At 60.2% G+C, this 19491-nt stretch carries 20 protein-coding genes and 1 tRNA gene; 10 read left to right on the top strand and 11 right to left on the bottom strand.

Annotated elements, in window-relative coordinates:
- Window positions 1-8: 8 nt before the first annotated feature.
- From ATE40_RS17895 to ATE40_RS17885, 3 genes are read left to right on the top strand one after another with little or no spacing between them, the layout of a single operon-like run.
- On the top strand, window positions 9-1274 hold the full coding sequence (locus tag ATE40_RS17895) for a 4-aminobutyrate--2-oxoglutarate transaminase (RefSeq protein ID WP_019453096.1): 1266 nt from the start codon (window positions 9-11) through the stop codon (window positions 1272-1274).
- Between the two features lie 12 nt (window positions 1275-1286).
- The gene (locus ATE40_RS17890; protein WP_019453095.1) at window positions 1287-2741 is read left to right on the top strand and encodes an NAD-dependent succinate-semialdehyde dehydrogenase; all 1455 of its coding nucleotides are present in this window, start codon (window positions 1287-1289) and stop codon (window positions 2739-2741) included.
- Between the two features lie 58 nt (window positions 2742-2799).
- Window positions 2800-4041 (top strand): aromatic amino acid transport family protein, encoded by a 1242-nt coding sequence (locus ATE40_RS17885; RefSeq protein ID WP_025160112.1) that lies wholly within the window; start codon window positions 2800-2802, stop codon window positions 4039-4041.
- 73 nt (window positions 4042-4114) lie between these two features.
- Here the strand turns inward: ATE40_RS17885 and yfcF are convergent, their stop codons facing one another.
- On the bottom strand, window positions 4115-4750 hold the full coding sequence (gene yfcF / locus ATE40_RS17880) for a glutathione transferase (RefSeq protein ID WP_019453093.1): 636 nt from the start codon (window positions 4748-4750) through the stop codon (window positions 4115-4117).
- A 162-nt stretch (window positions 4751-4912) separates the two neighbouring features.
- On the opposite strand from yfcF, the gene ATE40_RS17875 reads away from it, so the two are divergent.
- Entirely contained in the window at window positions 4913-5629 is a 717-nt protein-coding gene (locus ATE40_RS17875; RefSeq protein WP_025160111.1) for an HPP family protein, read from the top strand.
- On the opposite strand, the gene aac(6') is transcribed toward ATE40_RS17875, so the two are convergent.
- The 3 genes from aac(6') to ATE40_RS17860 all read right to left on the bottom strand — a co-directional run bounded on the left by aac(6') (window position 5630) and on the right by ATE40_RS17860 (window position 7861).
- Window positions 5630-6070, bottom strand: coding sequence for an aminoglycoside 6'-N-acetyltransferase (gene aac(6') / locus ATE40_RS17870; protein WP_063918717.1), 441 nt, complete (start codon window positions 6068-6070; stop codon window positions 5630-5632). It lies immediately after the preceding gene.
- A 138-nt stretch (window positions 6071-6208) separates the two neighbouring features.
- Window positions 6209-7111 carry a pirin family protein gene (locus ATE40_RS17865; protein ID WP_063918718.1) on the bottom strand — a complete coding sequence of 301 codons (903 nt, stop codon included), beginning with the start codon at window positions 7109-7111 and terminating at the stop codon, window positions 6209-6211.
- Between the two features lie 141 nt (window positions 7112-7252).
- Window positions 7253-7861 carry an FMN-dependent NADH-azoreductase gene (locus ATE40_RS17860; protein ID WP_063918719.1) on the bottom strand — a complete coding sequence of 203 codons (609 nt, stop codon included), beginning with the start codon at window positions 7859-7861 and terminating at the stop codon, window positions 7253-7255.
- 96 nt (window positions 7862-7957) lie between these two features.
- Here ATE40_RS17860 and ATE40_RS17855 point away from each other — a divergent pair, with 96 nt between their 5' ends.
- Window positions 7958-8362: a winged helix-turn-helix transcriptional regulator gene (locus tag ATE40_RS17855; protein ID WP_019453088.1), complete on the top strand. Its 405-nt coding sequence runs from the start codon at window positions 7958-7960 to the stop codon at window positions 8360-8362.
- 114 nt (window positions 8363-8476) lie between these two features.
- Here ATE40_RS17855 and ATE40_RS17850 read toward each other — a convergent pair.
- Window positions 8477-8552: transfer RNA gene (locus tag ATE40_RS17850), tRNA-Ile, on the bottom strand.
- A 146-nt stretch (window positions 8553-8698) separates the two neighbouring features.
- On the opposite strand from ATE40_RS17850, the gene mug reads away from it, so the two are divergent.
- On the top strand, window positions 8699-9187 hold the full coding sequence (mug, locus tag ATE40_RS17845) for a G/U mismatch-specific DNA glycosylase (RefSeq protein WP_063918720.1): 489 nt from the start codon (window positions 8699-8701) through the stop codon (window positions 9185-9187).
- Window positions 9188-9203: 16 nt separating this feature from the next.
- On the top strand, window positions 9204-9656 hold the full coding sequence (locus ATE40_RS17840; RefSeq protein WP_084799181.1) for a nuclear transport factor 2 family protein: 453 nt from the start codon (window positions 9204-9206) through the stop codon (window positions 9654-9656).
- 56 nt (window positions 9657-9712) lie between these two features.
- On the opposite strand, the gene rpoD is transcribed toward ATE40_RS17840, so the two are convergent.
- The 3 genes from rpoD to rpsU all read right to left on the bottom strand — a co-directional run bounded on the left by rpoD (window position 9713) and on the right by rpsU (window position 13812).
- Entirely contained in the window at window positions 9713-11554 is a 1842-nt protein-coding gene (gene rpoD, locus ATE40_RS17835; protein WP_019453085.1) for an RNA polymerase sigma factor RpoD, read from the bottom strand.
- A gap of 157 nt (window positions 11555-11711) precedes the next feature.
- Window positions 11712-13460 carry a DNA primase gene (dnaG, locus tag ATE40_RS17830; RefSeq protein WP_019453084.1) on the bottom strand — a complete coding sequence of 583 codons (1749 nt, stop codon included), beginning with the start codon at window positions 13458-13460 and terminating at the stop codon, window positions 11712-11714.
- Between the two features lie 136 nt (window positions 13461-13596).
- A complete protein-coding gene (gene rpsU / locus ATE40_RS24330) occupies window positions 13597-13812 on the bottom strand; it encodes a 30S ribosomal protein S21 (RefSeq protein ID WP_001144069.1) in 216 nt (71 codons plus the stop codon).
- 325 nt (window positions 13813-14137) lie between these two features.
- Here rpsU and tsaD point away from each other — a divergent pair, with 325 nt between their 5' ends.
- On the top strand, window positions 14138-15151 hold the full coding sequence (gene tsaD, locus ATE40_RS17825; protein ID WP_025160109.1) for a tRNA (adenosine(37)-N6)-threonylcarbamoyltransferase complex transferase subunit TsaD: 1014 nt from the start codon (window positions 14138-14140) through the stop codon (window positions 15149-15151).
- A gap of 30 nt (window positions 15152-15181) precedes the next feature.
- On the opposite strand, the gene plsY is transcribed toward tsaD, so the two are convergent.
- The gene (gene plsY / locus ATE40_RS17820; RefSeq protein WP_025160108.1) at window positions 15182-15820 is read right to left on the bottom strand and encodes a glycerol-3-phosphate 1-O-acyltransferase PlsY; all 639 of its coding nucleotides are present in this window, start codon (window positions 15818-15820) and stop codon (window positions 15182-15184) included.
- A gap of 107 nt (window positions 15821-15927) precedes the next feature.
- On the opposite strand from plsY, the gene folB reads away from it, so the two are divergent.
- On the top strand, window positions 15928-16287 hold the full coding sequence (gene folB / locus ATE40_RS17815; RefSeq protein WP_019453081.1) for a bifunctional dihydroneopterin aldolase/7,8-dihydroneopterin epimerase: 360 nt from the start codon (window positions 15928-15930) through the stop codon (window positions 16285-16287).
- Between the two features lie 132 nt (window positions 16288-16419).
- Window positions 16420-17244: an undecaprenyl-diphosphate phosphatase gene (gene bacA, locus ATE40_RS17810; RefSeq protein ID WP_025160107.1), complete on the top strand. Its 825-nt coding sequence runs from the start codon at window positions 16420-16422 to the stop codon at window positions 17242-17244.
- A 39-nt stretch (window positions 17245-17283) separates the two neighbouring features.
- Here bacA and ATE40_RS17805 read toward each other — a convergent pair whose 3' ends face one another.
- Complete coding sequence (locus ATE40_RS17805; protein WP_063918721.1) at window positions 17284-18528, bottom strand: multifunctional CCA addition/repair protein; 1245 nt, start codon at window positions 18526-18528, stop codon at window positions 17284-17286.
- A gap of 122 nt (window positions 18529-18650) precedes the next feature.
- Window positions 18651-19271, bottom strand: coding sequence for a TIGR04211 family SH3 domain-containing protein (locus ATE40_RS17800; RefSeq protein WP_019453078.1), 621 nt, complete (start codon window positions 19269-19271; stop codon window positions 18651-18653).
- Window positions 19272-19491 lie beyond the last annotated feature (220 nt).

Here is a 19491-nt window from a genome sequence, read left to right as displayed (position 1 = left end):
AGAACAGCATGAAAAACGCAGAATTGAACCAACGCCGTCAGGACGCCACCCCGCGCGGAGTGGGCGTGATGTGTGGTTTTTACGCCGAGCGCGCAGAGAACGCCACGCTGTGGGATGTGGAAGGCAAAGAAGTGATCGACTTCGCCTCGGGGATCGCCGTGCTGAACACCGGCCACCGTCACCCGAAGGTGATCGCCGCGATTGAAAAGCAGCTGCAGGCCTTCACTCACACCGCCTATCAGATCGTTCCTTACGAAAGCTATGTCTCGCTGGCGGAGCGCATCAACCAGCGCGCGCCGATCGCCGGCCCGTGTAAAACCGCCTTCTTCACCACCGGCGCGGAAGCGGTGGAAAACGCGGTGAAGATCGCCCGCGCTTATACCGGCCGCCCGGGGTTGATCACTTTCGGTGGCGGCTTCCACGGCCGCACCTACATGACCATGGCGCTGACCGGCAAAGTGGCGCCTTACAAACTGGGCTTTGGCCCATTCCCCGGTTCGGTGTTCCACGGCCAGTACCCGAACGCGCTGTACGGTGTGACCACTGAAGACGCGATGAACAGCCTGGACCGCCTGTTTAAAGCGGATATCGATCCCAAGCAGGTGGCGGCGATCGTGCTGGAGCCGGTGCAGGGCGAGGGCGGCTTCAACGTGGCGCCGGCCGAGTTCATGCAGGCGCTGCGCACGCTGTGCGATCAGCACGGCATCCTGCTGATCGCCGACGAAGTGCAGACCGGCTTCGCCCGTACCGGCAAGCTGTTCGCCATGGAACACTACAGCGTTAAGCCCGATTTGATCACCATGGCGAAAAGCCTGGCGGGCGGCATGCCGCTGTCGGCGGTGGCGGGCCGCGCCGAGGTGATGGACGCGCCGGCGCCGGGCGGGCTGGGCGGCACCTACGCCGGTAACCCGCTGGCGGTGGCCGCGGCGCACGCGGTGCTGGACGTGATCGACGAAGAACAGCTGTGCCAGCGCGCCCAACGCCTCGGCCAACACCTGGTGGAAGTGCTCCAGCAGGCGCGTAAAACCAGCCCGGCGATCGCCGATGTGCGCGCGCAGGGGTCGATGGTGGCGGTGGAGTTCAACGATCCGGCTACCGGTAAACCTTCAGCCGATATCACCCGTCAGGTGCAGCAGAAGGCGATGGAGGAAGGGCTGCTGCTGCTGAGCTGTGGCGTGAACGGCAACGTGATCCGCTTCCTGTATCCGCTGACCATCCCGGACGATCAGTTCACCAAGGCGATGGGCATTCTGTCCCGCGCGCTGGCCCACTAAGGAGCGAACGGCATGAAATTGAACAATCCCGAGCTGTTGCGCAGCCAGTGTCTGATCAATGGCGAATGGTGCGACGCCCTGAGCGGCAAGCGCGAAGCGGTGATCAACCCGGCCACCGGCGCCGAGCTGGCCAGCATTCCGCTGGTCAGCGAAGAGGAAACCCAGCAGGCGATCGCAGCGGCGCAGCGGGCGCAAAACGACTGGAAACAGCTGACCGCCAAGCAGCGTTCCGCGCTGCTGCTGGCTTGGGCCGATAAGGTGTTGGCCGCGCAGGAGGATCTGGCGCAGCTGATGACCGCCGAGCAGGGCAAATCGCTGGCGGAAGCGCGCGGGGAAGTGGCCTACGCCGCATCGTTCATCACCTGGTTCGCCGAAGAGGCCAAGCGGGTAGACGGCGCGGTATTGCAGGCGCCGCAGGCTTCGCAGCGCCTGGTGGTGGTGAAGCAGCCGATCGGCGTGTGCGCGGCCATCACCCCGTGGAACTTCCCGGCGGCGATGATCACCCGCAAGGTGGCGCCGGCGCTGGCGGCGGGCTGCGCCATCATCGTCAAACCGGCCGAGCAAACGCCGCTGACCGCGCTGGCGCTGGCCAAGCTGGCGCAGGATGCCGGCATTCCCGCCGGTGTGTTGCAGGTGGTGACCGGCGAAGCGGCGCAGGTGGGCAAGGTGCTGTGCGACAGCCCGGTGGTGCGCAAGCTGAGCTTTACCGGTTCGACCGAGGTCGGCCGCATCCTGATGGCGCAGTGCGCGCCGAGCATCAAGAAACTGTCGTTGGAGCTGGGCGGCAACGCGCCGGTCATCGTGTTCGACGACGCCAATCTGGACGCGGCGGTAGCGGGCATCATGGCCTCCAAGTTCCGCAACAGCGGCCAGACCTGCGTGTGCGCCAACCGCATCTACGTGCAGGATGGCATCTACGAGCGGCTGGCGGAGAAGCTGGTGGCGGCGGTCGAGCAGTTGAAAGTCGGCGACGGCAGCCACGAAGGCACCACCCAGGGACCGCTGATCGACAGCGATGCGGTGGCGAAGGTGCAGAGCCACATCGATGACGCGCTGATCAAAGGGGCGCAGATCGCCACCGGCGGCCAGCCGCACGCGCTGGGCGGCACCTTCTTCCAGCCGACGGTGGTGACCGGCGTGACGCAGAAGATGCGCTTCGCCAAAGAGGAGACCTTCGGGCCGGTGGCGCCGCTGTTCCGTTTCCATGACGAGGCGGAAGCCATCGCCATGGCCAACGACACCGAATTCGGCCTGGCCGCCTACCTGTTCACGCAGAACGCGGCGCGCCAGTGGCGCGTGCCGGAAGCGCTGGAGTACGGCATGGTCGGCATCAACACCGGGCTGATTTCCAATGAAGTGGCGCCGTTCGGCGGCGTGAAACAGTCAGGGCTCGGGCGTGAAGGATCGCGCTACGGGATAGATGAATATCTGGAGCTGAAATACCTGTGTATCGATGTGAGCTGTTGAGCGTCAGGACGTTAACCCATCCCGGCGGCCAGCGTCGCCGGGCGATAAAGGATGATGCATGTCTGATAATATCTCTGTTTCTCCGGCGCTTGCCGCCGGGGTGCGAGCACCTGCACCCGCCAAATCGTTAAGTTTCCTTGAAGGGGTGGCGATGATCGTCGGCACCAACATCGGTGCCGGGGTGCTCTCCATTGCCTATGCCTCCAGCAAGGCCGGTTTCCTGCCGCTGCTGTTCTGGCTGGTACTGGTGGGGAGCCTGACCACCATCACCATGCTGTACGTCGCTGAATCCACGCTGCGCACCCGCGCGCATCTGCAGCTGAGCGGGCTGGCGAAGCGCTACGTCGGTGGGCTGGGTGCCTGGTTGATGTTCGCTTCGGTGTGCGTCAACAGCGTCGGGGCGCTCACCGCCTATATGACCGGCAGCGGCAAGCTGCTGCAATCGCTGTTCGGCATCTCGCCGGCGCTGGGCAGCCTGCTGTTCTTCGTACCCGCCGCCGGCGTGCTGTACCTCGGTTTGAAAGCGATCGGCCGCGGCGAGAAATTCATCAGCATCGGCATGGTGGTAATGTTGACCGCGCTGGTGGCGGCGACGCTGCTGAAAGACACCACCCAGATGCGCAACCTGCTGGACGGCGACTGGCGCTATATGGTGCCGGTGTTCAACGTGGTGGTGTTCTGCTTCTCGGCGCAGTACATCGTGCCGGAGATGGCGCGCGGCTTTGCCGACAAGCCGGAACAGCTGCCGAAGGCGATCATCGTCGGCATGGCGGTGACCTTCATTCTGCTGGCGGCGGTGCCGATGTCGGTGATTGCGCTCAGCGGGCTGGATGACATCTCCGACGTGGCCACCATTTCCTGGGGCCAGGCGCTGGGGCAGTGGGCGTTCTTCTCCGCCAACATCTTCGCGCTGTGCGCGATGTTGACCTCGTACTGGGGATTGGGCGGCAGCTTCCTGACCAATATTTTCGACAAGTTCCGGCTGGGCAACGACGAGCTGCCGCTGCGCCGCTTCGGCGTGCTGTTGCTGGTGGTGGTGCCGCCGTTCGCGCTGGCCTACAGCGGGCTGGTGTCGTTCGTCAACGCGCTCTACTTTGCCGGGGTGTTCAGCGGGGTGATCCTGTCGATCATGCCGATGTTGATCCTGCGCGGCGCGCGCAAACACGGCGACCAGACGCCACGCTGGCAGTGCAACTGGATCACGCACCCGCTGCTGCAGATCAGCATTGTGTTGCTGTACCTGGCCAGCGCGGTGTACGCCATCGCTTCATTGTTAGGCTATCTGCCCTCTGGATGGTGATTTGCCTTCCCTCAAGCAGTGATGTTGTTTCTCGGCATTGAGAACGGCGGCGTCGTGGCCGCCGATTTTTTTCTCAGGTGCGCCGCTTTTCCGACAGCGCCAGCCAGGCCTGCACCGAAGGGCGCTGCCACTGCTTGTGCGCATAATGGCGAACGCGCTCCGGCACCGTATCGCCGTGCATCACCAGCCGATTGAGCATCAGCGCCAGATCGGTGTCGGCGATGCACCATTCCCTGAACAGATTATCCTGCCCGTGGCTCAATAGCTTTTCCACGGCGGCGATCAGTTTGTGCGCGGCCTGTTGAGCCGCTTCGGACAGCGGCGGGAACTTGCCGTTGCTGAACACCACTTCGGTTGGGCGCTCTGCGCGGATCGGCAGCAGATCGCTGCGCAGCCAAGCCTGGATTTCGCGCGCCTTGGCGCGCAGCTTTACGTCGCGCGGGTACACGGCGTGAGCCGGGTGGATGTCTTCCAGATATTCGGCGATCGCCGAAGACTCCGAGAGCTGAAATTCGCCGATCGCCAGCGTCGGCACCCGGCGGGTGAGCGACAACGCCGCATAGGCCGCCTCTTTGTTCTCCTCTTTCGCCAGGTCTACCGGCTTCACGGTGAACGGAATGCCTTTTTCCGTCAGCACGACAAAGGCGGACATGGCGTACGGGCTGAAAAATTCACTGTCGGTATAAAGTTCGGTGATCGATTGAGACATCGGCGGTTCCTCGGGGTTAAGGGGGGAACATTGATCATTGTCGAGGGGAGGCTAAAAATCAATCTGTTAGGCCAAAAGTTCTTTTAGGGCAGGGTGCGCGGCGGCGCTGGCGCGATGTGATATATTTGTTGCCAACAAGTGAATTGAGTCGTACCGGGTAACATGAAGACGCAGTGGATAGAACGAGTGAAAGTGGGATGCGCGCGCCTGTGGCCGCATCCGCTGGCGGTGGGCAAGCGAGAAATGCTGATTTCCAGCGTTGGTGCCGGTTTGGGGTTGATGCTCGCCGGCTGGATCAGCCACTTTATTTTGGGTGAGGTGAACCTGTGGTTTATCGCGCCGATGGGCGCTTCGGCGGTGTTGCTGTTCGGCGTGCCCAACAGCCCGCTGGCGCAGCCCTGGTCGATCGTCGGCGGCAATGCGCTGGCGGCGACGGTGGGCGTCAGCGCCGGCCTGCTGATCCCCGATCCGGGCCTGGCCTGCGGCGTGGCGGCGGCGGTGGCCATCGGCCTGATGTTCAAGCTGCGCTGCCTGCATCCGCCGGGCGGAGCGGTGGCGCTGACCGCTATCCTCGGCGGCCCCGGCATTCATCAGATGGGCTACCACTTCGTGTTGTACCCGGTGTTGCTGAATTCGGTGCTGCTGGCGGCGCTGGCCATTCTGTTCAATAACCTGGCCGGGCGCCGCTATCCGCACGCGCTGGCGCCGGCGGAGGCCAAACCGGCCAATCTGCCGATCGATGCGGTTTCCATCACCCGCGCCGATCTGCACGAGGCGTTGATGGAGGGGGATCTGTTCGATATCGATGAGGACGATCTGCAGGAGATCCTGCTGCGCGCCGAGCAGCTGGCGCATCAGCGGCAAAGCAGGACCGCCTGATCAGCCCAGCGTTTTGCGGTAAAACACCACCCGTTCCGTTTCGGCAAAGCCCAGCGCGGCATGCAGGCGCTGGGAGTCCAGATTGGCGATATCGGTATCCGACGCCAGCTCGCTGCAGCCTTGCTGCTTGGCCCATTCCTGCACCTGTGCGATCAATCGCGTGGCCCAGCCCTGGCGGCGGGCGCGTTCGACGGTATAGATCCCTTCCAGAAACGCCACCGGCGATGACTCGCAGCCGTTGACGTAATCGTAGCGTAGCGCCACTTCGGCAAAGCCGATGAAAGCGCCGTCCAGCCCCCGCGCCATAAACGCGGTGTGGTGCGGCGAAGCCAATATTTCGCGCATCTCCGCGCGGTGTTCTTCAGGCGAGCTGGATGGCCACAGCGCCGCGCGCAGCGCCAGCCAGGCGTCGAGGTTGTCGTGGTCGCAGATGACGATCATGCGGGATCCTTATTCGGCAACTGAAGGGAGTGGGGCGATAATATCACGTTGCGCCGCCAGCGAGCGGCCGGATACGTCGGCGCATGAGATTAGCCTGCCCTGGATCGTTCGTCGCAGATTGTGATCCCATCATCAACGTCATCGGAAGATGGGGATCGTGCCCGAGGCCGTACGCCGCTCGCCGGCCTCTTTAAGTCTGCGCCCCAGTTCGGCGATGCGACGTTCGCCGGCTTCCAGCGCGGATGCTGAGGTATGTACCGAATAGGAACCGAGGTGCAGCGGATACGGGTGAGGCACGGCTGAGCCGAGAACGAATACGGCATCTTCATTGCCGGATGCTTCGAGCGCTATGGGCATTTCCCCCGGTTCGAATACCACCATCTCGCCCGCGTTGATAGGCGCGTCTGCGCTGAGCCGGCCTTTGGCCAGCGCGAGCCAGCCGACTGAATGCTTGGCTGGCGGGAGGTAAGTCCAGCTTTCGCCGGGTTTGAGGGTGACGAGCAAATAATTGATGTCTTCGTGCGCGGGCACCGGGCTTTGCACGCCTTCATGGTTGCCGACGATGATATGCGCCGGCCCGATTTGGCGCATGTTCCGGGCTTCGATATAACGGCTTTCCTGTTCACCGTTCTCCAGCTCGGCGGGCAGGGCCAACCAGAGCTGGAATCCTCGGATGCGCGGCGTATCCGTGGCGGACAATTCTTTGCCGTGCCACATCCCACCGCCGGCACGCGCCCACTCTACCGCGCCATAGCCGAGCGTCCCGACAGTGCCACTGGCGGGATCTTCGTAGTGAAAAGCGCCTTCGAGCGGCACGGTCACGGTGGCTATGCCTGAATGCGGATGCAGCGGCATGTTGGCCAGCATTGCCATGGTGCGCTGATCCGCATCGAACAGATCGAGGAAGACGAAAGGTTTAATCACCTGGCCCAGGTCGGACGGGCTCATCAGTCGGGTTATCGGGCCCTGCCCGTGGCCGCGAGTGCGCTGCGCAATACGTCGTGAGCTGGGGGAACGTGGTGTGGAAAACATGGCGTTCATGATGGTGGCTCCTGCGGGTTGCCGGTCTGGTGCAAATGGTTGTTGGGGAGCAATATGGCGCTGGGCCGTATGCCCAGTGCTCAGCCCCGAAAATGAGGCTGAGTCGTCAACATGACAGTGCTGTTCCGAATTGGCCGAAGCTCAAGCGGTCAGGCTGCCAACCTGAGACACCGCCGCGTCGATGGCGGCCGTGCGATTTTCCGGGCCGAGCGCCAGTCCCTCAGCTCGAATGAAGGTGATGTCCGTAATGCCAAGGAAACCGAAGAAGCTGCGCAGATAGGTTTCCTGATGGTCGAGAAAGGCCGACGGCGCGCCTTCGCCATACAGACCGCCGCGGGTGGAGGCAACGATAACGCGTTTGTCCTTGGCCAGCCCTTCCGCGCCGTTTTCCGCGTAGCGGAACGTCTTGCCGGGTACCGCGAGCCGATCAAGCCAGGCGCGCAGCTGAGTAGGCAGCGTGAAGTTATACATAGGGGCGCCGACGATGATGATATCGGCGGCAAGGAAGTCGTCGACGAGTTTGGCGTTACGGGCAACGGCCTGTTTGACGTGCTCGTCTTGAGGTTCCACGCCCTGCAGGGCCAGAAATTCGGCGCTGGAAAGGTGGTTAATCGGGTCGGCGGCAAGGTCGGTATGAATGAGCCTGGCGTCTGGCTTAGCCGCAGACAGATGTTTGACGATCGCCGCCGTGAGCTGGCGGCTAACCGACTGCTCGTTGAGAATGCTGGAGTCGACATGAAGCAGTGTCATAGAGAGATCCTTAGGTATAAAATGGTAACTAGGGATAACAATATAACCATGTCCTAAAATGGCAGACAATAAGGCACATTAGGAGAACCCGGTATCATGAATGTGACTAATCAACCTCGAGATTTAAGACATGCTGACTGCCAAAAGATCAGTCAGGTATTGGCGCGCGTTGGTGAAAAATGGAGTGTCCTGATCATTATGTTCTTGGCGAACGGGCCGCGCAGATTTACTGAAATAAAACGTACAATCAATGGGATATCTCAGCGGATGTTGACGCTGTGCCTGCGCAGTATGGAGCGGGACGGATTGGTCAAGCGGACGGTTATTGCCGTCATGCCGCCGCATGTCGAATATGAATTGACGCCGCTCGGTTGCTCATTGACGGTGCCGGTCATCGCGTTGGGAACCTGGGCGAATGAACATATTGCCGACATTGATGCGGCCAGAACCGCATTCGATGAGCAAAACCGAGAGGCTTGTGACGATGCTAAGTCACGGTAAGAGGCTGCAGGGAAGCGAATGAAATTTGCGTTCGGTTGCCAAAAGAGGCGAATGCCTGGTTGCGCCGCAGAAAAAACTAAGGGGCTACGCTGTGAACGTAACCCCTTGATAATTTGGTGGCCCCTGTTGGGTTTGAACCAACGACCAAGCGATTATGAGTCGCCTGCTCTAACCACTGAGCTAAGGGGCCAAGCCGCGAGATTATAGGGAATCCTTAAGCATCGGTCTACTGTTACCCGCCCGTATGTTGCTTTTCTGCGCAGTTCTAGCCTGTTGTAATTGCTGGCGGATTTTGCGATAACCGCAGTAAATCCCTGCAATGGACTCACGATACTCATGGAACTTCTGGCGCCCAACCTGCGGGTGGTGTTTTGCGGCATCAATCCCGGCCTTTCTTCCGCCCATCAGGGCTATCCTTTCGCCAACGGCAGCAACCGCTTCTGGAAGGTGATCCATCAGGCCGGCTTTACCGCGAGCCAGCTGGCGCCGGAGCAGTGGCAACAGCTGAAGGACAACGGCTGCGGCATTACCGCACTGGTGGCGCGCCCGACGGTGGCAGCCAGCGAGCTGTCGCGCGATGAGCTGCGCAGCGGTGGCGAGGCGCTGCAAGAGAAGATCCTGCGCTATCAGCCGCGTGCGCTGGCGATTCTGGGCAAGCAGGCGTTCACCACCGCCTTCGAGGTGAAAAACGCGCCCTGGGGCAAGCAGGTGATGATGCTGGGGGAAACCGAGGTGTGGGTATTGCCCAACCCCAGCGGATTGAACCGCGCCACGCTGGAGCAGCTTACCGCCAGCTATCGTGAGCTGTTCCTGGCGCTGCAATGACATAAGGGAGTGTGCGATGACATCGATGATGAAAGGCTGTTTGATGGCGCTGCTGTTGGTGACCGGCGCCGCGCAGGCGGGGCATTCGCCGCAGGAAGTGCGCAACCAGCAGAACGTGCTGGAGTTTTATCGGCAGGGGCTCAACAACAAGGATTTTGCGGCGGCGCGGCCGTTTTTGGGTGAGCAGTACAAGCAGCATAACCCCAATGCCCAAGACGGCGTGGAGGGATTTCGTCAATTTGTCGAGCTGCTGAAAACGCGTTACCCCAACTCGCACAGCGAGATTAAACAGGCGTTCGTCGACGGCGACTACGTGATCCTGCATGTGGAGGTCAGCGGACGCGAGGCCGGCAAGACGGCGGCGATCGTCGATATCTTCCGTCTCGACAGCGCCGGAAAAATCGTCGAGCACTGGGACGTGACGCAGCCGGTGCCGGAGAAGACCGCCAGTGGCAAGAGCATGTTCTGAGGCATAAAAAAACCCCGGCAGGCCGGGGTTTTTTGTTTTTGATGCGGCAGCCGGACTTAGTCGTCCAGGAAGCTGCGCAACACTTCGGAGCGGCTTGGGTGACGCAGCTTGCGCAGCGCCTTGGCTTCGATCTGACGAATACGCTCACGGGTAACGTCAAACTGCTTGCCTACCTCTTCCAGCGTGTGGTCGGTGTTCATGTCGATACCGAAACGCATGCGCAGCACTTTCGCTTCGCGCGCGGTCAGGCCGGCCAGCACGTCGTGGGTGGCGGAACGCAGGCTTTCCGAGGTCGCGGAGTCCAGCGGCAGCTCGAGGGTGGTATCCTCGATGAAGTCGCCTAGATGCGAATCTTCGTCGTCGCCGATCGGTGTTTCCATCGAGATTGGCTCTTTGGCGATCTTCAGCACCTTGCGGATCTTGTCTTCCGGCATCAGCATGCGCTCGGCCAGCTCTTCCGGCGTCGGCTCGCGGCCCATCTCTTGCAGCATCTGGCGCGAAATACGGTTGAGCTTGTTAATGGTCTCAATCATATGCACCGGAATACGGATGGTGCGCGCCTGGTCGGCGATGGAGCGGGTGATAGCCTGACGGATCCACCAGGTGGCGTACGTCGAGAACTTGTAACCGCGGCGGTATTCGAACTTGTCTACCGCTTTCATCAGGCCGATGTTGCCTTCCTGGATCAGATCCAGGAACTGCAGGCCGCGGTTGGTGTATTTCTTGGCGATAGAAATAACCAGACGCAGGTTGGCCTCAACCATCTCTTTCTTCGCGCGGCGAGCTTTCGCTTCACCGATCGACATGCGACGGTTGATGTCTTTGACCTGCTCGATGGTCAGGCCGGTTTCTTCTTCAATCTGACGCAGTTTCTGCAGGCTGCGCTGCACGTCTTCAGCAACGTCTTTCAGCTTTTCCGACCATGGCTTGGCCATCGCCAGCGCGGCTTCAAACCAGGAATCGCTGGTTTCGTTGCCGGCGAACAGGGTGACGAAGTTTTTCTTCGGCATTTTGCACTGTTCAACGCACAGCTTCATGATGATGCGTTCCTGGGTGCGAACGCGGTCCATCATGGTGCGCATGCTGTTGACCAGGAAGTCGAACTGTTTCGGCACCAGGCGGAACTGCTTGAACACTTCAGACAGCTTCAGGATCTCGTCCGCGGCGCTGGCATGGCTGCGGCCGTTTTTCTTGATCATCTGACGGGTTGCTTCGTACTGATCGCGCAGCTCGGCGAACTTCTGACGCGCCAGCTCAGGATCGATGCTGTTGTCGTCTTCGGTATCGTCGTCTTCGGCGTCCTCATCTTCGTCGTCGTCGTCTTGCTCTTCGCTCGACAGTTCAGAACCGATGTGGGTGGCGGTTGGGGCGATGTCCTCTTCCGCGTTAGGATCGACGAAGCCGGTGATCAGGTCGGACAGGCGCGCTTCGCCCGCTTCGACACGATCGTACTGCTCAAGCAGATAGGTGATGGCTTCCGGGTATTCGGCAACCGAGCACTGAACCTGGTTGATGCCGTCTTCGATGCGCTTGGCGATGTCGATTTCGCCTTCGCGCGTCAGCAGTTCGACGGTACCCATTTCGCGCATGTACATGCGCACCGGGTCGGTGGTGCGGCCGATTTCGGATTCCACGCTGGACAGAACCTGTGCGGCGGCTTCTTCCGCATCTTCGTCCGTGCTGTTCGAGTTTTCGGCGAGCAGCAGGTCATCGGCGTCCGGTGCTTCTTCCATCACCTGGATGCCCATGTCGTTAATCATCTGGATGATGTCTTCGATCTGATCGGAGTCGACGATATCTTCCGGCAGATGGTCATTGACCTCAGCATAGGTCAGATAGCCTTGCTCCTTACCACGGGTGACAAGTAGCTTCAGCTGTGACTGCGGGTTTTGCTCCATAAGACGGTATCCACACTTCAGAGTATTTAGGTTGGTGTCGGTCGGCGAAACCGCCAACAATAGCATTTGGGGCGTTTTCGTTATCGCCGCGGCCCACTATGGCGGCACTGTGCAGGGCTCTGCCCTCGCAATTATCGGCACTTAAGCCGTTTGGTATTCAGTTTTTCTTCGCTAAAACCTGGTTGAGAGAACGGACTTCTTCACGTTCCTCCGGGCTCAGGCCGCGCGTTCTGGCCTGGGCGATCAGCGTTTCCAGCCGTTGCTCGAGCACCGAGTCGTACAGGCTGGCCAACGTATCCAAAAAGGTCTGTTCGACCATGTCCTCAACGATCATATGGTTCCATGTCGCCAAGGTTTCAAGCTGCTGGCTGAATTTGTTGTCGCGATACAGCTCCAGCAATTGCCCGGTAGTCAGGCCCGGCTGCGCCAAACAGGTCTGCACCAGTTCGACGAACAGCGGCAATCCCGCCTGTTTGGTCTGCTCCAACCCTTCCAGCGAAGGGATAAGTGTAGCCAACTGCGGATTTTGCACCAGTAACCCTATCAGTATACGCATGGTTGTGCGTTTTAGCTGGGGCGCCTGATAAGGATTCGCATTTTCAGCCTGCTTGGGCATCAGCTTGTCGAGCTGGCTGTCGTCCAGCAGCCCCAGCTTGTTGCCGAGCTCCTGACGCAGGTACAAGCGCAACGTTTCGCCCGGCACCTGAGTAATCAGCGGCAGCGCCAGCGTGCTCAGCTTGGCGCGCCCGTCCGGGCTGCTCAGATCCACCTGCGGTAGCAGGCTTTCGAACAGGAACGTGGACAGCGGTTGCGCCTGCTCCATTCGTTGTTCGAAGGCTTCTTTGCCTTCTTTGCGCACCAGCGTGTCCGGGTCTTCGCCGTCGGGCAAAAACATGAACCGCAGCTGGCGCCCGTCATTCAGGTACGGCAGCGCGGTTTCCAGCGCTCGCCAGGCCGCTTCACGGCCGGCGCGGTCGCCGTCGTAACAGCAGACGACGTTGTCGGTGGCGCGGAACAGCAGCTGAATGTGTTCAGCTGTCGTCGAGGTTCCGAGCGAGGCGACGGCATAATCGATGCCGAATTGCGCCAACGCCACCACGTCCATATACCCTTCCACCACCAGCAGCCGCTGCAGGGTAGGGTGGTTCTGCTGTGCTTCATACAGGCCGTACAGCTGGCGGCCCTTATGGAAAACTTCGGTTTCCGGCGAGTTCAGGTACTTCGGCATGCCGTCGCCCAATACGCGGCCGCCGAAGGCGATCACGCGCCCGCGCTTGTCGCGGATGGGGAACATCACCCGTTCGCGGAAACGGTCGTACGAACGCCCCTGATCGTTAGTCACCAGCATGCCGGCATCGTTCAATGCGCGGCGCGAGTCGGCGTCGCGGCCGAAACGCTTCAGGGCGTTGTCCCATCCCGCCGGCGCGAAGCCGATGGCGAAATGGCGAATAACGTCGTCACTTAATCCGCGCTGCTGCAAATAGTTGCGCGCCGGCGCCCCGGAGGACTGCTGCAGTGACTGTTGATAGAACGCGCTGAGCTGTTCCATCAGTTGGTACAGGCTCTGGCGCTGATGGCGTTCGATCTGGGTTGGCCCGGTGCCTGCTTCGTAAGGCACTTCCAGCCCGTGCATGGTCGCCAGCTCTTCGATGGTTTCGACAAACTCGAGTCGGTCGTAATTCATCAAAAAGTCGACGGCGTTGCCGTGCGCACCACATCCAAAACAGTGATAAAACTGCTTTTCGCCATTAACGGTAAATGAAGGCGTCTTTTCGTGGTGGAACGGACAGCACGCGTGGTAGTTCTTGCCTTGCTTCTTGAGCTTCACGCGGGCGTCGATCAAATCGACGATGTCGGTGCGAGCCAGCAAGTCATTGATAAATACGCGCGGAATTCGTCCAGCCATAAGCCCTTACTTCATTAGCCTATAAACGAGAACAAGCCGCGCATTCCTTTCGGAAAGCACGGCCTTCGTATGCAACTACTCGGTCTGCGCGATTTTGAAAATCAGAAATTCACGCGGTGGGGTTGCCCCCGAAGAATTAATACAGACGAGTGCGGCGTGCGTTTTCGCGAGCCAGTTTCTTCGCGTGACGTTTCACAGCAGAAGCTTTAGCGCGTTTACGTTCGGTAGTTGGTTTTTCATAAAACTCACGACGACGAACTTCAGCTAAAACACCCGCTTTTTCGCAAGAGCGTTTGAAACGACGCAGAGCAACGTCAAATGGCTCGTTTTCACGTACTTTAATTACCGGCATGTGCCTCTCACCTCAATAAAATTCGGTTTGCTGCTGGCCAAGCGCCAGCCTTTTCAAAATGGTGCGGAATTTTACTCCAATGGATGCTGCTTTGTAAAGCATCACCGCAAATTGAAACCCGCGTCGCTCTGCCGCAACGTGCGCAATTTTGCACCGGGCGCTGATTATAGACTAATCAGAAAAAAATGCTCGTGTTTAATCGCGCGGGCATTTTCTGGATGAATCATCGACATAGGCGCGAGCCGGTGACAAGATGCGCTGCACCGGCGGTAAATGCGGCGGAATGTGGTAGACTGGCGGCCGCACGTGAATGATGGGAAATGTAATGCGAGTACTGGGTATAGAAACGTCCTGCGATGAAACCGGAATTGCAGTGTATGACGATCAAACCGGTTTGTTGGCCAACCAATTATACAGCCAGGTGAAGCTGCACGCCGACTACGGCGGCGTGGTGCCGGAACTGGCTTCCCGCGATCACGTGCGCAAAACCGTGCCGCTGATTCAGGCGGCGCTGAAAGAGGCCAACCTGACCCCGGCCGACATCGACGGCGTGGCTTATACCGCCGGGCCGGGCCTGGTGGGGGCGCTGCTGGTCGGCGCTACCGTCGGGCGCGCGCTGGCGTTCGCCTGGAACGTGCCGGCGGTGCCGGTGCACCATATGGAAGGCCACCTGCTGGCGCCGATGCTGGAAGATAACCCGCCGGCGTTCCCGTTCGTCGCGCTGCTGGTCTCCGGCGGCCACACTCAGCTGATCAGTGTCACCGGCATTGGTGAGTATGAACTGCTGGGCGAATCGATCGACGACGCCGCCGGTGAAGCGTTCGACAAAACCGCCAAGCTGCTCGGCCTGGATTACCCCGGCGGGCCGATGCTGTCGAAGATGGCGCAGCAGGGCACGGCGGGGCGTTTCACCTTCCCGCGGCCGATGACCGATCGCCCGGGGCTGGACTTCAGCTTCTCCGGCCTGAAAACCTTCGCCGCCAACACCATTCGCTCCAACGGCGACGACGATCAGACGCGCGCCGACATCGCCCGCGCCTTCGAGGATGCGGTGGTGGATACGTTGGCGATCAAATGCAAGCGCGCGCTGGAGCAGACCGGTTTCAAACGGCTGGTGATGGCCGGTGGCGTGAGCGCTAACCGCACGCTGCGCGCCAAACTGGCGGAGATGATGCACAAGCGCGGCGGGGAAGTGTTCTATGCCCGTCCGGAATTTTGCACCGACAACGGCGCGATGATCGCCTATGCCGGCATGGTGCGCCTGAAGAGCGGCGCCAACCCGGAGCTGAGCGTTTCGGTGCGGCCGCGCTGGCCGCTGGCGGAACTGCCTGCGGTATAAAACAAAGGGCCGGATCATCCGGCCCTTCTGCTATTCGTCTTTCGGCTGGTCGCCGTTATCCGCCGCGTTTTTCTTCTTGCGGAACTTGCCCCAAATCTTGCCTTCCTGACCGCGCCACAGGCGCTGGATATTGTCGTGATGCCGCATCAGGATCAGACAGGAGAGCATCGCTACCGGGAAGGTGAACTGCGGTTTGAACCACCAGACGTAGAACGGGGCGATCAGCGCGCTGACGATGGCGCCGAGCGAAGAGTAGCCGCTGAGCAGCACCGTCAGCAGCCAGGTGCCGGTCATCAGGCCGGTCAGATCCCAACCGATAGGCGCGATGGCGCCAAACGCCGTCGCCACGCCTTTGCCGCCGCGGAAGTGGAAGAACACCGGATAGATGTGCCCCAGACAGGCGGCGATCGCCGTCAGGCCGAGGTACAGCGGCGGCACATCGAGTTTATAGGCCAGCCAGACCGGCAACATCCCTTTCAGAATATCGAACACCAGCACCGCCGCCGCCGCCAGCCGGCCGCCGATGCGCAGGACGTTGGTCGCCCCGGGATTTCCTGAGCCATGCTCACGCGGATCCGGCAGCCTGGCGATCCGGCAAACCAGGATCGCACTGGAAATCGAGCCGCACAGATACGCGAAGATAATCATGCCAAGCGCGGTAGCACTCATAACGCGGTTCCGTTTAATAATGGTCGTTTTACTCGCAACATCTATGGATAATACGCACATTCCGCTGGAAGTGGTATCCGGCAAGGCCAAAAACAGAGAATGACGTGATGGATATCGTATTTATTGAAGAGCTTACCGTAATTACCACCATTGGCGTTTATGAGTGGGAACAGGGCATTCGTCAGAAGCTGGTGTTCGATATCGAAATGGGCTGGGATAACCGGCCGGCCGCCGCCAGCGACGACGTAACTGACTGTCTGAGCTATGCCGACGTCAGCGACGCCGTGATCCAGCACGTGGAGTCGAACCGTTTTGCGCTGGTGGAACGAGTGGCGGAGGAAATATCTGAAATTTTGCTTCAGCGCTTCAATTCCCCCTGGGTCCGTATTAAGGTCAGCAAACCGGGCGCTGTAGCACATGCCAGCCGGGTCGGCGTGATCATTGAGCGCGGCACTCGTCCCGCATGATTTTATGTCATTTGCTTGCAACGAAAGGCCGTTAACCTGGTCTTAATCCTGAGAATTGTTTTAGCGGCATTGTCTTTAAACATTGCCGCTTTTTTATGTGATAGCCGTTATTTTATGGGGTGAGCGAAGCACATGGCAGACATGCATTCATTGTTTATTGCGTTTGTTCTTGGGGTTGTCGAGGGATTAACCGAGTTTCTGCCGGTGTCTTCCACCGGGCATATGATCATCGTCGGCGAGTGGCTGGGCTTTACCGGCGACAAAGCCAAAACCTTTGAAGTGATTATCCAGCTGGGGTCAATCCTGGCCGTGGTGGTGATGTTCTGGCGCCGGTTGTTCGGCCTGATCGGCATTCATTTCGGCGGCAAGCCGGTGGAGCATGAAGGCAAAACCAGCGGTCAGTTGAAGCTGGGGCACATCCTGCTGGCGATGATCCCGGCGGTGGTGCTGGGCCTGGCCTTCCATGATTTCATCAAGTCGCTGTTTGCGCCGAAAAACGTGATGTACGCGTTGGTGGTCGGCGGCCTGCTGCTGCTGGCGGCGGAATGGTTGAAGCCGAAGAAACCGAGCGCGGAAGGGCTGGATGACATCACCTACCGCCAGGCGTTCATGATCGGCTGCTTCCAGTGTCTGGCGCTGTGGCCGGGCTTCTCCCGTTCGGGTTCCACCATCGCCGGCGGCATGCTGGTGGGCGTGAACCGCTATGCGGCCTCCGAGTTCTCCTTCATCCTGGCGGTGCCGATGATGATCGGCGCCAGCGGCCTGGATCTGTACAAGAGCCTGCACTTCCTGACCTGGGGCGATCTGCCGATGTTCGCCGTCGGTTTCATCACCGCCTTCGTGGTGGCGCTGATTGCGATCAAGACCTTCCTGTCGCTGATCAAACGCATCTCGTTTGTGCCGTTCGCCATCTACCGTTTTATCGTGGCGGCCGTGGTTTACATGGTGTTCCTGTAAGCCTCTATGCCAGGAAAAACCCCGCTCAGCGGGGTTTTTTTATGCCTGATCGTTGATGATGGTTTGGCTGCGCTTCCACTCGGCCAGCGCCTGTTGGCGGCGGCGTTTGAGCTCGTCGCGGATCGCGGTACCCTGCAGCCCGCTGGCCACCACCTCTTTGATCGATACCGCGTTCGCTACCTGATACGCCTGGCGCAGATAGTCGCCCTGCGGATAAGGGTTCTCCTCAAAGCCGGTGCGGCCGCGCGCGTCCGCTTCGCTGGTCAGGATCATCTGCTCCAGCCGCTGCGGCTTGCGCCAGACGTCGATGGCGTCGAACAACTTCAACAGGGTCTCCGGCCGCAGCTTGTTCACGGTGTGGATCAAATCATGGTACTCCGCCACCAGCTTGCTCAGATCGCGCACTGGGTTGGGCACCCGTAGCCGTTGGCACAGCGCTTCGACCAGCCGCACGCCCGCCGGGCCGTGGCCGTGGTGATGCGGCCAGAACTCTTTTGGCGTCAAGCCCTTGCCGAGGTCATGACACAGGGTGGCGAAGCGCACGTCCACCTCGGGAGTGAGGCGGGCGGCGATCGCCAGCGCCATCAGCGTATGTACGCCGGTATCGATCTCCGGGTGCCACTTGGCGGGGGCCGGCACGCCGAACAGCGCGTCGATTTCCGGGAACAGCACCGCCAGCGCCCCGCAGTCGCGCAGGACCTGAAAATAGACCTGCGGGCTCTGGCTCTGCAGCGCCTTTTCGGTTTCCTTCCAGACGCGTTCGGCGGTCAGCGCGGCCAGTTCACCGCTGTGCGCCATCTGGCGCATCAAAGCCAGCGTTTCGTCGGCGATGCGAAAACCCAGATGGGCGAAGCGGGCATTGAAGCGCGCCACGCGCAGTACGCGCAGCGGATCTTCGCCGAAAGCGTCGGAAACGTGGCGCAGCACGCGCGCCTGCAGATCGGCCACGCCGCCATAAGGGTCAATCAGCTCCCCCTCGGCGGAACGGGCGATGGCGTTGAGGGTCAGATCGCGCCGCAGCAGATCTTCTTCCAGCGTCACGTCCGGCGCGGCATAGCAGGTAAAGCCGGTGTATCCCTGGCCGGATTTGCGCTCGGTGCGCGCCAGCGCATACTCCTCGTGAGTCTCGGGATTGAGGAACACCGGAAAATCTTTGCCGACCTGCTGGTAACCCAACGCCAGCAGCTCTGCCGGCGTGGCGCCCACCACCACCCAATCATGATCGACCACCGGAATGTTGAGCAGGCTGTCGCGAACGGCGCCGCCGACCAGATAAATCTGCACTGTTGACTCCTGAATATCGTGTAAGGCTCTGTCTATCAGATTACATGAATTGGCCGTGGGATGTCGGCACCAATGAAAAGGGCGCCCGCAGGCGCCCATACTCAAACTGAACGATACTGAGATCAGTTCATCCAGCGATTGTTGTTTTTGCGGCGTGGGATCAGGTGCGGCAACAGTAGGCCCAGCAGCAAACCGACGCCGGCGACGCCGCCGCCGTACATGAACCACTGCAGGATAATGGTGCGCTGTTTGTCGTCGAGCTGCAGGTTAACGGCGTTCACCTTCTTCTGCGCGACCACCAGCTGGTTTTTCAGATCCTGGTTTTCCTTCTGCAGGCTGCTGATGGTGCTGTCGCTGCCCGCGACTTTTTCCTGCATTTCCGAGGTGCGCTGGTTCCAGGTGTTATCGATGTTGGCCAGCTTGTCGGTCAGGGTTTTCACCTGTTGTTCCAGCTCCGGCACGCGGGTGCGCAGGCTTGGCGTCTGGCTGAGCTGATCGAGCGGGATCCAGGTGGTGCGGCCTTTCGGATCGCGGATTTGGCCGTAGTTGGTGCTGTCGTTGACGCTCAGCAGGGTGACTTCTTCACCGGCGTTCAGAGTGCCGACAATACGGTACTGATTACCTGGGCCGCTATGGACGTAAGTGCTTAACTCATCGGAGATATAGCGTTTATCTTCGGCATGTGCGGCCCAAGTGATGCTGAAGCTCAGCGCGGCAAGGCAAATCAGGCGTAATTTCTGCATTAGTTCATCGTTTCTGGGTGAATTTATGGAACGATAGTAGAGCGTTCAGTCTGACGACGCAACGCCAAAACCGGAATGAGAACTATCTTACTGTGGCTGATTCTGTGAGTTGCGCAGCGTTTTATAACGTAACAGGTTTTTTCTACAGTCAGCAGGGTTAAGGCGCCGGAAATCGCGGTAAGATAATGGCAACTGTGCGTCATTGGGCAGCATGCGGCGG

It is taken from the genome of Serratia surfactantfaciens, assembly GCF_001642805.2.
Taxonomy (GTDB): domain Bacteria; phylum Pseudomonadota; class Gammaproteobacteria; order Enterobacterales; family Enterobacteriaceae; genus Serratia; species Serratia surfactantfaciens.
The sequence above is the reverse complement of the archived record's forward strand: the minus strand, read 5'-3'. Positions and strand labels throughout refer to the sequence as shown.